The following is a 14,009-nucleotide window of genomic DNA, read 5'->3' as shown; positions in this document are numbered from 1 at the left end:
TGATTAAGCCCTATAAGGGCATGGTACTGGCGGCGCTACTCGCGCTCTGAAAAAACCGCCAATCGCAAAACTTTTACAGCGGCCACCCTCGTTGGGTGGCTTTTTTATTTGCTACCTTTTGCTGGCTCGCCCGTGAACGGGTCAATATATTCTTTCATACTTATCTGTTCTGCTATTTGATCTTCTTGAAGTTGATTTTGTATATATTTTGCAACTGCAGTTTTATTTCTTCCAACTGTATCTACATAATATCCTCTGCACCAAAAATGTCTGTTACCATATTTATATTTTAAATTTGCAAATCTATCAAAAATCATCAAGCTACTTTTCCCTTTTAATATTCCCATGAATTTTGATACACTCATTTTTGGTGGAATACTTACCAGCATATGTACATGATCTGGACATGCATTTGCTTCTATTATCTCTACTCCATTTCTTATACATATCTCTCGTAGTATCTTGCCGATTTCTGCTTTATATTTCCCATATATTATCTGTCTTCTATACTTTGGCGCAAATACTATATGATATTGACACCTCCATTTTGTATGTGTTAAGCTTTCTATGTCGTTACCCATACGACACACCTCCTATGATATTTTGTTTTGCGATTGTCAGTCGCTTTCATTTTATCATAGGAGTTTTTTTGTTCAGAGCTAAAGCCATTTTATCCACTGGCATAGCCAGTGGTTATCAAAGCAAATATACAAGGGCAAAATTCCTATTTTAGAATTTTGCCCTTGTATATCTTGAAATAACCTTTTTAATCTTCTTTACCCATTAGCTTTGTTATAAGCTCTAATACTTTTAAGTATATCCATATAAGCGTTACTGTTAATCCAAAAGCAGCATACCACTCCATATACTTTGGCGCACCTGCTCTTACATTCTGATTTATAAATTCAAAATCTACAATTAGATTTAAGGCTGCAATAATTAGAACTATAGCGGTAAAGGCTATGCCTATAGGTCCATTGCTATGAATATAGGGTATACTAACCCCAAATAACGCTAAAATAAAGGTTAAAAGGTATATCATGCCAATAGAAAGAGTGGCAATAATAACAAACTTAGAAATTCTAGCCCCTAGCCCTGGTACCGCCCTATATATTAATAGCATGGTTATAGATATAGCCATAGTCAATAATATAGCTGGAAAAACTACCCCTGGATACCTCTGATTTACTAATTGGGACACTACGCCTAGTACTACCCCCTCAGAAACCGCGTACAGAGGTGAGGTTATAGGAGCTAATAAAGGAATGAAACTAGTGATAAGTGTGGTTATCATTCCTATTACTACGGCTATTCCCATAAAAATAATATGAGTTTTGCTATAAAGTGAAAAATTAAAATATGAATAAAAAGCGCTTAGAGCTACAAGGATAACCAAAATAAGAGCTTTTATTTTCGTACCTCCTAAGGTCATATCATTATCATAAGCATTATGCTTAGTCTTTTTAAATCCATTTATCAATATAGTATTGGCTTTCATTTTCTATACTTCCTCCTCTCATATTTTAGATTATATATTAGTACTCTTAAACTAAGATTAAAAAAATCTTAAATTAACATTAAAATACTTTTATTGTATATCATATAGTTTTTAATAGGTTTATTATTTCCTTAACATAAATTATTAAGAATATGCTCAACATATAAATAACATTTCTTAATATTAATTGCCTAGAATTTAACATGAATTTAACAAAAATAGACTCTTATACAATGATATAATTATTTTGGAATTATGAAATATTAATTTCAAAGTCACCAAGACATCGGGAGGGCTCTCCCAATATTTTAAATTATTATTTTTTCTACTGCCCAAATACATATTTTTTATCTATATTTTTAGATATGGAGGATTCTTATGAAAGAGTTGATTTTTGGACTTATAGGCGGAACAGCATTATTAATGTATGGTGTTGACAAGATGGGAGAGGGACTTGAAAAAGCATCAGGAAATATGATGCGTAAGATCCTATCTGTGCTCACCGGAAAAGTATGGAGTGCCTTTTTAGTAGGTACTTTCTTAACTGCTCTAGTTCAGAGTAGTACAGCCATTACCGTATTGACAGTAGGCTTTGTAAATGCAGGTCTTATGAAGCTTCCTCAGGCTATTGGAATTATTTATGGTGCTAATATTGGAACTACCATCACTGCTCAGCTTATGGCTTTCAGCTTTAGCTTTAAATTAACCGATATCGCTCTGCCTGTACTTGGCGTAGGTTTTTTGGTAAGCTATTTTGCTAAAAACAAAACCCTTAAAAACTTTGGTGAAGCCTTAATGGGCTTTGGTATGATGTTCCTTGGATTAAAAATACTTAATTCAGGTATACCTTTTATGAAGGATAACGAAACCTTGAAATTTTTCTTTGAAACTTATGCTTCTATACCTGTAGTGGGAATATTATTAGGTGCCGCAGCTACTGCTCTAGTTCACAGCAGTAGTGCAACGGTAGGATTAGTAATGGTGCTAGGCCAAGCGGGTTTGATAGATATACAAACTGCGGTTTGCATAATGTTAGGAGATAATATAGGTACTTGTATAACTGCTCAGCTTGCAAGCCTTACTGGAAATATTCATGCAAGGAGAACAGCTTGGGCTCATACCTTATATAATATATTCGGTGTGGCTTTAACCTGGATTACACTGCCACTTTTTGTTAAGCTAGTTGAAATTACTACGGTTTATCTTCAACCAACATCAGACATAAGCGCACAGATTGCAAACTCTCATACTATATTTAATCTAATAAGCGCATTGATATTCCTTCCACTTACTAAGTATTATGTTAAATTCTTAGAAACCGTAATTACAAGCAAAGATGAAAAGCTCCAAAAGACCATGGTTTTGGATAGATTACTATTACATACCCCCGTAGCAGCTATTAAGGCCACTATATCTGAAATTACAAAAGGTACTGAGGTTACAAAGAAAATGGTAAAGCAAATTATAACTTCCTTCAGGGATGGTAATGAAAACATCATTGGGGAAGTAAGTGATAAAGAAGCTATTGTAAATCAGCTTCAAAAGGACGTTATTGGCTACATTGTAGATATATCTAAGCAGCCCTTAACAGATTCAGAGTCCTATATGGTTCCAGCTCTTATGACAGGTATCAACAATGTAGAGAGAATTGGAGACCATGTAATGGATATAAGCGTTTTGGTGAACAGCTCCATTCGAAATAATCTTTCCATCACAGAGGCTGCTAAATTAGAATTAGGTAAGCTTGAAAATGTATTAATGGATATGTTTGACAACACCATAAAGGTCTTTACAGAATATGATGAGGGTCTAATATCTAAAATCGAAGCTCTTGAGGATGAAGTGGATAGGCTATGTAAAGAATTTGAAGAAAATCACTTAAATCGTCTAAATAACAATGAATGCAGCATTGAGTCAGGAGTTGTATTCTTAGATATAATAAATCATCTAGAGCGTATAGCAGACCATATATACAAAATTTCTCTACTAACTAAAGAAAACTTTAATGAAATGATAACTAAAGCATCATAAAAAAAGCGACGAAAGTCGCTTTTTTCAATGCACAAGGCATAATTACAGTGTTCTTATAGCTTCCTCTAATCTATGCATTGCTTCTTCTATATAACTTCTAGGACATCCTATATTCATTCTTTGGAATCCCTCTCCTGCTTCCCCAAACATAACTCCACTATTAAATTTTATCTTAACTTTGTTAAGCAAGAATTCATCCAGCTCTTGTTGCTTCATTCCCAATGCCCTCATATCTAGCCATAGAAGGTAGGTCCCCTCTGGCTTAAACATTTTTATATTAGGTATTCTTTCTTCTATAAAGCTCTTTACATAATCCACGTTTTCCTCTAGATATTGCAATAAGTCCTTCAAGTAATCTTCTCCATATTTATAGCAAGCTTCCAAGGCAGTTATGCCAAATACATTTCCCCAGTTCATTCCTACTCTTGAGGCTATAAAGGTATCTCTTAATGAGTCATTAGTTATAATAGCAAAGGCTTGGCTTAGTCCTGCCACATTAAAAGTCTTGCTTGGTGCCATTAAAACTATAGAATTTTGAGCAAATTCTTCTGATATGGCTCCAAAGCAGCTATGTTTATTCCCTTTATATATTATGTCTGAATGTATTTCATCAGATACTATAATCACATCATTTTCTATGCAAGCATTTCCAAAGCTTATTAGCTCTTCCCTGCTCCATACTCTTCCCACAGGATTATGTGGACTACATAAAATAGCAAGTTTAGTATCCTCTTCTTTACATAATTTTTTTAAATTTTCATAGTCCATCACATACTTTTCGCCCGCAAGCTTTAATTGGTTGTTTTTTGAAACCCTTTTTAGACCTTTTACCACATTTTTAAAGGGATGATATACAGGTTCTTGTATTATAACCCCTTCTCCTTCTTTAGAAAAACCTTGCACTGATGAGGATATACCATCCACTACTCCTGGTAAAAACACTATCCATTCCTTTTTTATCTGCCAGCCATAATTCTCTCTTACTCTATCTATAATAAGCTTGTATACCTCTTCTTTTGGGTAGGTATATCCAAAAACAGCGTGGTCAGCTCTGCTCAAAATAGCTTCCTGCACTTCCTTAGGGCAAGGCAAGTCCATATCCGCTACCCACATGGGTAATAGTTCTTCTCCAGAACAATTTAAAGCTTCATCCCACTTTACACAGGTAGTATTTTTTCTATCTATAATTTTATCAAAATCATATATCATAAAAGCACCTCCAGCTTATTTTATTTTGAATGAATGTATTTAGGCATCAGATGGAAAATAGCAAATCAGGTATATTATTATGCTGAATAAGTATTTTTGAAGATGCCTTATCTTTAATTATAGCATTAAAATAAATATAACACTAAGAATTTACTGGGAGCTTAAAGTAAAAGACCACAAATATTTATTTGCAGCCTTTTAACATTATATACTTCTTTATAAAACTTTCTTCTATTAATACTATCTAAATACTAAACTTTTTAATCATGTTCTTTAATTTTTCAGCCATCTGCGATTGATCTTGAGCAGAAACAGCTAACTTTTGTATTAGGTTTGTAGTCTCATCTACACTGCTTAATATTTCTTCTGAGCCTGCCGCAGATTCCTCTGCCGTTGCAGAAACATTTTGTATAGCCTCATTAACCTGCTCAATGGATTCCAGCATCATTTTACTAGCAGAAGCGATGCCTGTAGCGATTTCGTTTACAAACTCTGCATCCTTTTCATACTGCACCCCAGTTTCTATAAGCAGCTCATAATTAGGCTTAACATTGTTTAGCATATAATCAAGTATATCTTTTCCACTATTTGAAAGATTGTCAAAGGCCTGTTGAACTTGACTTACTATACCTTGAATTTTATTCACAGCCGTTGAAGATTGTTCTGCTAACTTTCTAACTTCCTCTGCCACCACTGCAAAGCCTCTTCCTTGCTCTCCAGCTCTAGCTGCTTCTATAGCTGCATTTAATGCTAATAAATTAGTCTGCGCCGCAATATCACCTATGGAGTTGGCCATGGTCTTAACTTCTTCTACAATCCTTCCTTCTTCTATGGCCTTTACTATATTGGCTTCATTTTTAGCATATATATTATTTCCTGTTTCAATAGCCTTATAAGCTTTCTCCTTTATATCCGTAGCTCTATCTTTAATTTCTTCCGAAGAAAGCTTGGCCCCGTTAGCCTTATTTGCAAGCTCTGAGGTTGTAGAGCTGATTTCCTCGGCGGAGGCACTGACTTCTTCTGTAGTACTACTTAAATCTTCTGCTCCTTTAGAGATTTGCTTTGTGGATTCATTTACATTGACCATTCTATGTGAAATTACCTCCATGGTATTGTTAACCTCTAAGGATGACTTTACTATATTATCAGTGGTATTGGTAATCTCCTTTATTAGGTTTTGTAAACTTGAAATCATCTTATTATAAGAAGAAGCAATCTGCCCTATTTCATCCTTACTGTTAATATTAATTCTTGAAGTTAAATCTCCTTCGTTTTGTGCCAATTCATTTAATCTGTCTGATATATCTTTAAGTTTTGATATCTTTTTATATAAAATTACAAAGGTCATTATTATAAATATCCCTAGTAAGGCTACTAAAAAATTTGTTACATAGAGTGCTATATTTAAATTCCTTTTTGCTACTGAAGCCTCATTAGCAGCTCTTGTATTCATTTTATTTTGAAACTCGCTAATAGGAGCCGCGATTATATTTTTATTATTATCATAATTACTGCCAAACACTAATTTTCTAGCCTTATCATAGTCCCCTTGCGCCACTGCCTTCATAGCCTCATCTTCTATAACTACTAAGGCATCAGAACTACTCTTAGCCTTTTCTATTAGGTCTAGCTCTTCCTTAGGAGCATTTAAATCTTTTAATTTTTGTACCACTCTATCCCTAGTTTTAGTTTCGTTCACTTCTCTCCAATAGTTATCATAGTGGACTTTTTCGCCAAACTGTACGTATCTCCTTACTTCATTAGTAAGATAATCTGAGGCAGAGGCTAAATCTATACCTAATTGCTTGAACTCAGCCTGCCTTGCTACAGCTGTCCTTTCTTTTCCAAAGCTCACATTTAATACATATACACTGGAAGCTGTCATCAATAGAATGACCATAAAAATTCCGCTCATTAATTTCAGAAGCTTTGAGATACTCATCTTTTTCACTCTCCCTAAATATAAAAATAAATCAATTTTTAATAGTAACATAAGTTCAATTTAAATATGCACTATATCACTATTAAATTTTTGATATATATTCGATATTTTTTTACTAATTCCTTTATTTTTTTCACATTAAATTTTAGTTACTTATAGCCTTAAAACATCAATATTGGCAATATTCTTGCTGTAAGTATAAAATTCATTGCAATAAAAAAGTTGTAAAAATAGACATTTTTCTACTTTTACAACTTAATTAAATAATTATTTATTTACCAGAACGTACACTGTTCCATAGTAGGCTTTTCTTTGCATATAGTTCCTAGCGAATACTCCTCATCATCTTCCTCATATTGCTCTAGACTTATCAAAGCACCAATCAAAGCCGTTACCTCAGCTTCAATATGAAAACCTTCTATACTTAAGGTTTCAATATTCCCGTTTTCATTGATACAAGTAGCTACTGTATCAAAAACGTCTTCCTCAGAATTATATACTATATTAGTGCTTAAAATTTTTAGTTGTGCCCTTCTGATAATTTTTCTGTACTCTTCTGCATTTTCCTCATCACATACATCTTTCTCCCCAAAAAAAGCTTTAAACAAAATGCCCCCCTCCTTTAACACTATTTAAAGTCTTTTAGCAGCTCTAAAGCTATTTCTTTTTGATCTCCTCGAACTAAAACTCTCATAGGTACTCCCATCAATCCCCCATGAAGAGTGGAAAACTGTTCTCCTTGTACAAAATAAACTATTTCATTTGCCTCTAATATAGATTTTATTAAAGCCACATCTAAAGGTTTATACACATTTAAAATGTGCTCAAAATCTATAGGCTTTTCTTTTTCCATAGCTTTTTCTTTCATTAATATACTCACTCCTTTAATAAAGTTTTTATATCTTTCCATAAGAAGCCATATTCTTTATACAGCTTACCTCCTATCTCCACTTCTTTTTCTTTAGACCTAATCCCACCCATAGCCTCATAAAATCCGCAGGAAGGATTTTGCTTTAAGGCCCATATTATCATAGAATTAACCTTTAACTTGCCTTTTAATGCTTCACAAAACTTCTTAATTAATAGTCTTCCTATTCCTTTTTTATGATATTCCTTTAAGATGTACAGAGCATATATCTCTCCAAAATCCTTGCCCACATCCCATCTTGCAAAGCCACCTGCAGCAAAACCTACTACAGTGCCTCCTGCCTCTGCTACATAAATTATGTCATCTATATTTTTATTAATAATCCGTTCTTCCCAAGCTTTTTCTTTACACTCATAGTTAAGCTTATTTAAAAAATCTTTATCTATTATTCCCTCATAAGCACTCTTCCAGCTATCTACATGAACCTTTGCCAAAGCATTACAATCTTTTAATTCTGCTTCTCTTATAATAACCATAGCCTTCACCTCTTCTGTAAAATTCTCCTTATATAAAGTTTACCAAATTAAATGACGTATTTCAAAATTTTCTTAAAATTCTTTTTTTACAGCACATAACTTTATTAAATTGCCTTCAGCAATACTTATTAGCTTTTTTGCTGTTAAGTGAATAATTTTGCTATAACTGCTTAAAGTATTATATATAGGAGGATGTGAAAAACATAGGTGTTCTTTTTCACGGACCGCTCATGGGGCTCCATGCGCGGTGTAGGGAAACCTATAGAACACCTTTTTTCATAACCTCCTATAAAGCTACACCTTCATAAGGAGGACATCTAGTAATGAATGGAGAAACCACCGGCATACTTTCTAAACTCTTATGGATTATTATTTTAATTATAATAAATGCATTTTTCTCAGCCTCAGAGATGGCTATAGTTTCTGTAAATAAAGCAAAGATTGCACTTTTGGCTAACGAGGAAGATAATAAAAAAGCCCAAGGCTTATTAAAGCTGCTTGAAGAGCCAAGTAAATTTCTTGCTACTATCCAAGTGGGCATAACCTTGGCAGGATTTTTAGCCAGTGCCTCTGCAGCAACTTCTCTATCAAGGCCCTTAGCAAAATTTTTAGAGGATTTAAAAGTACCTGCTAGCACTCAATTAGCACTACTCATAGTAACCATAATATTATCTTACCTAACCTTGGTCCTAGGAGAACTATTTCCTAAAAGGTTGGCTCTGCAAAATTCAGAGTCCATAGCTATGTTTGCAGCAAAACCCATAGCTCTCGTATCAAAGATAACTCTGCCCTTCGTTAAGGTACTTACCTTCTCTACCAATATATTAATGAAGATATTCGGCATTGATATTAACAATATAGAAGAAAAGGTATCAAAAGAGGAAATCCGTATGATGATTGATGTAGGAGAAGAGAACGGTGTACTAAATCAGACAGAAAAGGAAATGATAGATGGTATCTTTGAATTTGATGACACTTTAGCTAGGGAGGTTATGACTCCTAGAATTGATGTTTTTGCTATTGATATAAATACCCCCATAGAAAAAATAGTGGAAGATATTTCATCAGAGCAATATTCAAGAGTGCCTGTATATGAATATGATATTGATAATGTAATAGGCATATTATACATGAAGGACTTATTTCCTAGAGTTATAAAAGGAGACTTAGATGAAAAAGTTTTAAGAAATATATTAAGACCAGCTTATTTCGTGCCAGAAACCAAGAATATAGATACCCTCTTTAGAGAACTGCAGTTAAATAACAGTCATATAGCCATATTAATAGATGAGTACGGAGGCTTCTCTGGTATTGTTACCATAGAGGATCTGATTGAAGAAATCGTTGGAAACATCTTCGATGAATATGATGAGATTGAAAATGAAGATATAGTAAAAATAGACCAAAATACCTATGTAGTAGGAGGATTAATACCCATTGATGATATAAACGAAACCCTGCATCTGAAGCTTCCTTCAGAGAATCATGATACCATAGGAGGCTTTGTAGTAGATCTTTTAGGTACCATCCCCAAGGATTCTGATAACCCACTAATAGAATATGAGAACATAACCTTTAAAATAGAAAAGGTGGAAGAGAAACGCATTGAGGAATTGATTATATATATTAATTGATATATAAACTTACAAAAGCAAGCATACCTAACATTTGTATGCTTGCTTTTATTTTGTTATATTAATGAATCATCTACTACTTTCTGTATCTCTGACTTTGTTAAATTATTGCCTTTTACTTTTTTAGCTGCTAATATATTTTGACTTATTAGTTTAATATTATCTGATTTTACTCCTGTTATTCCCAAGGTTGTATAATAACTTAGGGTTGTACTTCCTTGATTTATGTTTGTAAGTGCACTTGCTATTACATTTATATTACCTTGCAACTTACTTAGTGTACTGTTATCTTTTCCCTTTACCGCTTCGTTTATATCTACTAAGTTTATTTCTGTTACATTTGTTACTCCTACAATTTTATAGTCTTCTAAAGTTGCTAGTCCAGCATTTATTCTTGCAAATGCTTCATCTATACTCTTCAATGAATCATCTACTACTGCCTTTATTTCTGCCTTTGTTAAATTGTTTCCTTTTACCTTTTTAGCTGCTAATATATTTTGACTTACTAATTTAACATTATCTGATTTCACTGTTGTTATTCCTAAGGTGGTATAATAGCTTAAGGTTGTACTTCCTTGGTTTATGCTTGTAAGTGCAGTTGCCACTCCATTTATATTATTTTGTAATTTACTTAATGTACTGTTATCCTTACCCTTTACTGCCTCATTTATATCTACTAAATTTATTTCTGTTACACTTGTTGCTCCTACTAATATATAGTCTTCTAAAGTTGCTGCTCCGTTATTTATTCTTGCAAACGCTTCCTCTATACTCTTCAATGAATCATCTACTACTATCTGTATTTCTGCCTTTGTTAAATTGTTCCCTTTTATCTTTTTAGCTGCTACTATATTTTGGCTTATTAATTTAACATTGTCTGTTTTCACTGTTGTTATTCCTAATGTTGTGTAATAACTTAATGTTGTATTCCCTTGATTTATGTATGAAAGTGCGGTTGCCATTGCATTTATATTATTTTGTAATTTACTTAATGTACTGTTATCCTTCCCTTTTACTGCTTCATTTATATCTACTAAATTTATTTCTGTTACATTTATTGCTCCTACTAAAGCATAGTCATCTAAAGTTGCCGCTCCAGCATTTATTCTTGCAAATGATTCTTCAAGACTCTTCAACGAATCATCTACTACCTTCTGTATCTCTGCCTTTGTTAAATTATTTCCTTTTACTTTTTTAGCTGCTACTATATTTTGGCTGATCAATTTAATATTATCTGCTTTTACTGTTGTTATTCCTAAGGTTGTATAATAACTTAGGCTTGTACTTCCTTGATTTATGTTTGAAAGCGCGGTTGCCATTACATTTATATTACCTTGCAACTTACTTAGTGTACTGTTATCTTTTCCCTTTACCGCTTCATTTATATCCATTAAATTTACTTCTGTTACATTTGTTGCTCCTACTAATATATAATCTTCTAAAGTTGCTGCTCCATCATTTATTCTTACAAATGCTTCTTCAAGACTCTTCAATGAATCATCCACTATCTTCTGTATCTCTGCCTTTGTTAAATTATTTTCTTTTACTTTTTTAGCTGCTACTATATTTTGGCTTATCAATTTAATATTATCCGCTTTTACTGTTGTTATCCCTAAGGTTGTATAATAGCTTAGGTTTGTACTTCCTTGATTTATGTTTGAAAGCGCGGTTGCCATTACATTTATATTACCTTGCAACTTACTTAGTGTACTGTTATCTTTTCCCTTTACCGCTTCATTTATATCTATTAAATTTATTTCTGTTACATTTATTGCTCCTACTAAAGCATAGTCATCTAAAGTACCTATTCCTTCATTTATTCTTGAAAATGACTCTGCTACTTTATTAGGTAATTCTAATATTATTTGCTCTATTTCAGCTTTTATTAAATCAGTTCCCTTTAATCTTCTTGTTATCTTTACCATTTCATTTACTTGCTTTAAATTATCTGCAGTAACACCTTCCACTCCTATTGTTTTATAACTATTTAAAGTTGCTGTACCTGCATTTATTTGTGCAAAAGCTGCTTTGATATTTAGTTCTATTGTAATCTGATTTATGGCATCAAGCACATTCACTTGCACATTACTTGCATCTAGTTCTTTTCCTTTAATTCTCTCATTTAATAAATTTAAATTATTAATTTTTTTACTGTCTATTCCTACTATTTCATAATCTTTTAAGGTTGCATTGCCTAAGAATATATTGTTAATAGATTTTCTTATTTTATCATCTTCATATACTGGAACATTTACATAAAGATAATCCTTTTTAGGATAGTCCCCGGAGTTATATGGTGGTATTGTCACCACTTCAATATGATGTTTACCTGGGGTTAAATGCTTTACAACAAATGCCTTAAATGTATCATTACCTACAGTATTATAATCTATTAAATTTTCATCCTCCTTTCCTATTTGGTTTCCATCAACATATACATAAGTATAATTGGTATTATTTGTAATTTTAGTTTGTATTATAACTTCTTTTGTACTTACATTATATGTTTTTCCTGAAAAGTCTACAGCTTGCATGTTTTGCGGCTGAAAAGTAAATTCATCATATGTAAAATACCTTCTATTAGCGTCACCAACTTGAGTTATTTTAAAACTCCAAGTCGGGCCAGCAAGTGCCTGTACTTGTTTTGCACCTAAAGCTACTAATAAAACTGCTGGAATTAAAAATATTATCATAGCTCTTTTGAATTTTTTCACATTTATATCCTCCTTTTTCCTAATATTATATATATTAACCTATTTTTCTATATAAATCAAATTAATTTTTATTTTTACAAATATTTTCGAAATAATTTTAATTATAATCTAATTTATTATAAATTTATGCTTTTCGGCACATGTAATAATAAATCCTTTTATTATATTTCCTGATTTTTTTACGCCACTTACAATATTATATGAATAGCTATTTTTTTATTTTCCAAATCTTTATTATTTTTGTATATTAAGTATTTTGTTTAATATACGAGAATATTATTAAATTTAATCTAAAGGAGAATTGTCATGGAAAAAGTAAATACTAATACTAGTAATAATTATCAAAAACTTAATATTAATGGAAATCAAAATGTTTATCAAGTTTCTGCAAATTCCACATTAAATAAAGATGAAGTTGAAAAGGTTAAATATGCTGATAAAATAGAGATAAATGAGAAAAACGACAATATAATCAATGTAAAAAAAGCCCATGATGCTTTTAAAGAAGCTTGTTCTGAATTCGGAACTGTACAAACCTCTATGGGTGGTTCTTCCGATATGAGTTATTACTATAATACGGTTGTTGAGATAATGAAGTCTCGCGGCATCCCAGTATCAACTTTTGTTCTTGATGGACAAAATAACTCTAACTTTCTAGATTTCATAGATAAGGTAAAAGATTTTGCTAAAGAATTATCTATATCTAATCCCAACTTTTTGCCTGATGGCTTCTCTAATTTTTGTGACTTGTTTAAAGATAAGCTTACACAATATGGATGTAGATAAACATAAAAAGCACTATGCTACTAATAAAATTACGGAGATTTGTTATGGAAAAAATAAATGCTAGCACTAATTATCAAAAACTTAATATTAATTATAATCAAAATGTTTATCAAGCTTCTGCAAATTCCACATCAAATAAAAATGAAGTTGAAAAGGTTACATATGCTGATAAAATAGAAATAAATGAGAAAAATGAAAATATAATCAATGTAAAAAAGGCTCACGACGCCTTTAAAGAGGCTTGCTCTGAATTTGGAAGCGTCCCAACTTCTATGGGTGGGCTCTCTGATATGAGCTTGTACTACAATATGGTTGTGGATCAAATGAAATCTCGTGGCATCCCAGTATCCACTTTTGTTCTTGATGGAAAAAATAACTCAAACTTTCTAGATTTTATAGATAAGGTAAAAGACTTTGCTAAAGAATTATCTATAGCTAACCCTAACTTTTTACCAGATGGCTTCTCTAATTTTTGTGACTTGTTTAAAAATAAGCTTACACAATATGGTTGTAAATAAATTAATGCACAATGCACAGTTCACAATTCACAATGAGGGAATTTTTTTCTCCACTGACGCTGCGAAAAAATTGAGAATTTGTAAAGCGTGGCTAATGCTTAGCCACGACTTTCTTAAAGAAGTGGCGTAGCCACATAAAAAATATAATCATAGATTTTGCGTAGTGTAACGGAGAAAAATCCTCCTCAATTGTGCATTGTGCATTTTGAATTGTGCATTGAAAAAAGCGATCTGAGTTTTTAGTGTTGCATCAACCCATTATTTGGAGTGTTG

12 protein-coding genes are annotated in these 14,009 nt (G+C 32.4%); 4 read left to right on the top strand and 8 right to left on the bottom strand.

Annotated features, from left to right (window positions below; genetic code table 11):
• Positions 1-104 precede the first annotated feature (104 nt).
• Positions 105-581 (bottom strand): IS200/IS605 family transposase, encoded by a 477-nt coding sequence (gene tnpA, locus BN2665_RS04270; RefSeq protein ID WP_055665884.1) that lies wholly within the window; start codon positions 579-581, stop codon positions 105-107.
• Between the two features lie 185 nt (positions 582-766).
• Positions 767-1,498: a Bax inhibitor-1/YccA family protein gene (locus BN2665_RS04265; protein ID WP_055665883.1), complete on the bottom strand. Its 732-nt coding sequence runs from the start codon at positions 1,496-1,498 to the stop codon at positions 767-769.
• A gap of 378 nt (positions 1,499-1,876) precedes the next feature.
• On the opposite strand from BN2665_RS04265, the gene BN2665_RS04260 reads away from it, so the two are divergent.
• Positions 1,877-3,529, top strand: a complete 1,653-nt coding sequence (locus tag BN2665_RS04260) for a Na/Pi cotransporter family protein (protein ID WP_055665882.1) — start codon at positions 1,877-1,879, stop codon at positions 3,527-3,529.
• 42 nt (positions 3,530-3,571) lie between these two features.
• On the opposite strand, the gene BN2665_RS04255 is transcribed toward BN2665_RS04260, so the two are convergent.
• From BN2665_RS04255 to BN2665_RS04235, 5 genes are all read right to left on the bottom strand, one after another.
• Complete coding sequence (locus tag BN2665_RS04255; RefSeq protein WP_055665881.1) at positions 3,572-4,738, bottom strand: MalY/PatB family protein; 1,167 nt, start codon at positions 4,736-4,738, stop codon at positions 3,572-3,574.
• Between the two features lie 244 nt (positions 4,739-4,982).
• Entirely contained in the window at positions 4,983-6,680 is a 1,698-nt protein-coding gene (locus BN2665_RS04250; protein WP_055665880.1) for a methyl-accepting chemotaxis protein, read from the bottom strand.
• A 275-nt stretch (positions 6,681-6,955) separates the two neighbouring features.
• A complete protein-coding gene (locus BN2665_RS04245) occupies positions 6,956-7,288 on the bottom strand; it encodes a hypothetical protein (protein WP_055665879.1) in 333 nt (110 codons plus the stop codon).
• 20 nt (positions 7,289-7,308) lie between these two features.
• Positions 7,309-7,548, bottom strand: a complete 240-nt coding sequence (locus BN2665_RS04240) for a putative signal transducing protein (protein WP_195892656.1) — start codon at positions 7,546-7,548, stop codon at positions 7,309-7,311.
• A gap of 8 nt (positions 7,549-7,556) precedes the next feature.
• On the bottom strand, positions 7,557-8,084 hold the full coding sequence (locus BN2665_RS04235; RefSeq protein WP_055665877.1) for a GNAT family N-acetyltransferase: 528 nt from the start codon (positions 8,082-8,084) through the stop codon (positions 7,557-7,559).
• A 323-nt stretch (positions 8,085-8,407) separates the two neighbouring features.
• Here BN2665_RS04235 and BN2665_RS04230 point away from each other — a divergent pair, with 323 nt between their 5' ends.
• Positions 8,408-9,718 (top strand): hemolysin family protein, encoded by a 1,311-nt coding sequence (locus tag BN2665_RS04230; protein ID WP_055665876.1) that lies wholly within the window; start codon positions 8,408-8,410, stop codon positions 9,716-9,718.
• Positions 9,719-9,774: 56 nt separating this feature from the next.
• On the opposite strand, the gene BN2665_RS04225 is transcribed toward BN2665_RS04230, so the two are convergent.
• Entirely contained in the window at positions 9,775-12,432 is a 2,658-nt protein-coding gene (locus tag BN2665_RS04225; RefSeq protein ID WP_055665875.1) for a hypothetical protein, read from the bottom strand.
• Between the two features lie 306 nt (positions 12,433-12,738).
• Between BN2665_RS04225 and BN2665_RS04220 the strand changes: the two genes are divergently transcribed.
• Together BN2665_RS04220 and BN2665_RS04215 are read left to right on the top strand one after the other, a co-directional pair.
• The gene (locus tag BN2665_RS04220) at positions 12,739-13,218 is read left to right on the top strand and encodes an alpha-amylase family protein (protein ID WP_055665874.1); all 480 of its coding nucleotides are present in this window, start codon (positions 12,739-12,741) and stop codon (positions 13,216-13,218) included.
• A gap of 44 nt (positions 13,219-13,262) precedes the next feature.
• Positions 13,263-13,736 (top strand): hypothetical protein, encoded by a 474-nt coding sequence (locus BN2665_RS04215; protein ID WP_055665873.1) that lies wholly within the window; start codon positions 13,263-13,265, stop codon positions 13,734-13,736.
• Positions 13,737-14,009: the final 273 nt, after the last annotated feature.

Source organism: Desnuesiella massiliensis (assembly GCF_001403615.1).
GTDB classification, from domain to species: Bacteria; Bacillota; Clostridia; order Clostridiales; family Clostridiaceae; genus Desnuesiella; species Desnuesiella massiliensis.
Note: the sequence above shows the minus strand (reverse complement) of the source record. Positions and strands in the feature narration are given on the sequence as shown.

Excerpts from the sequence above, each read along its gene's own strand:
- BN2665_RS04265 (WP_055665883.1), bottom strand. The coding sequence starts at position 1,498 with ATGAAAGCCAATACTATATTGATAAATGGATTTAAAAAGACTAAGCAT.
- BN2665_RS04230 (WP_055665876.1), top strand. The coding sequence starts at position 8,408 with ATGAATGGAGAAACCACCGGCATACTTTCTAAACTCTTATGGATTATT.
- BN2665_RS04255 (WP_055665881.1), bottom strand. The coding sequence starts at position 4,738 with ATGATATATGATTTTGATAAAATTATAGATAGAAAAAATACTACCTGT.
- tnpA (WP_055665884.1), bottom strand. The coding sequence starts at position 581 with ATGGGTAACGACATAGAAAGCTTAACACATACAAAATGGAGGTGTCAA.
- BN2665_RS04250 (WP_055665880.1), bottom strand. The coding sequence starts at position 6,680 with ATGAGTATCTCAAAGCTTCTGAAATTAATGAGCGGAATTTTTATGGTC.
- BN2665_RS04215 (WP_055665873.1), top strand. The coding sequence starts at position 13,263 with ATGGAAAAAATAAATGCTAGCACTAATTATCAAAAACTTAATATTAAT.
- BN2665_RS04220 (WP_055665874.1), top strand. The coding sequence starts at position 12,739 with ATGGAAAAAGTAAATACTAATACTAGTAATAATTATCAAAAACTTAAT.
- BN2665_RS04260 (WP_055665882.1), top strand. The coding sequence starts at position 1,877 with ATGAAAGAGTTGATTTTTGGACTTATAGGCGGAACAGCATTATTAATG.
- BN2665_RS04235 (WP_055665877.1), bottom strand. The coding sequence starts at position 8,084 with ATGGTTATTATAAGAGAAGCAGAATTAAAAGATTGTAATGCTTTGGCA.
- BN2665_RS04240 (WP_195892656.1), bottom strand. The coding sequence starts at position 7,548 with ATGAAAGAAAAAGCTATGGAAAAAGAAAAGCCTATAGATTTTGAGCAC.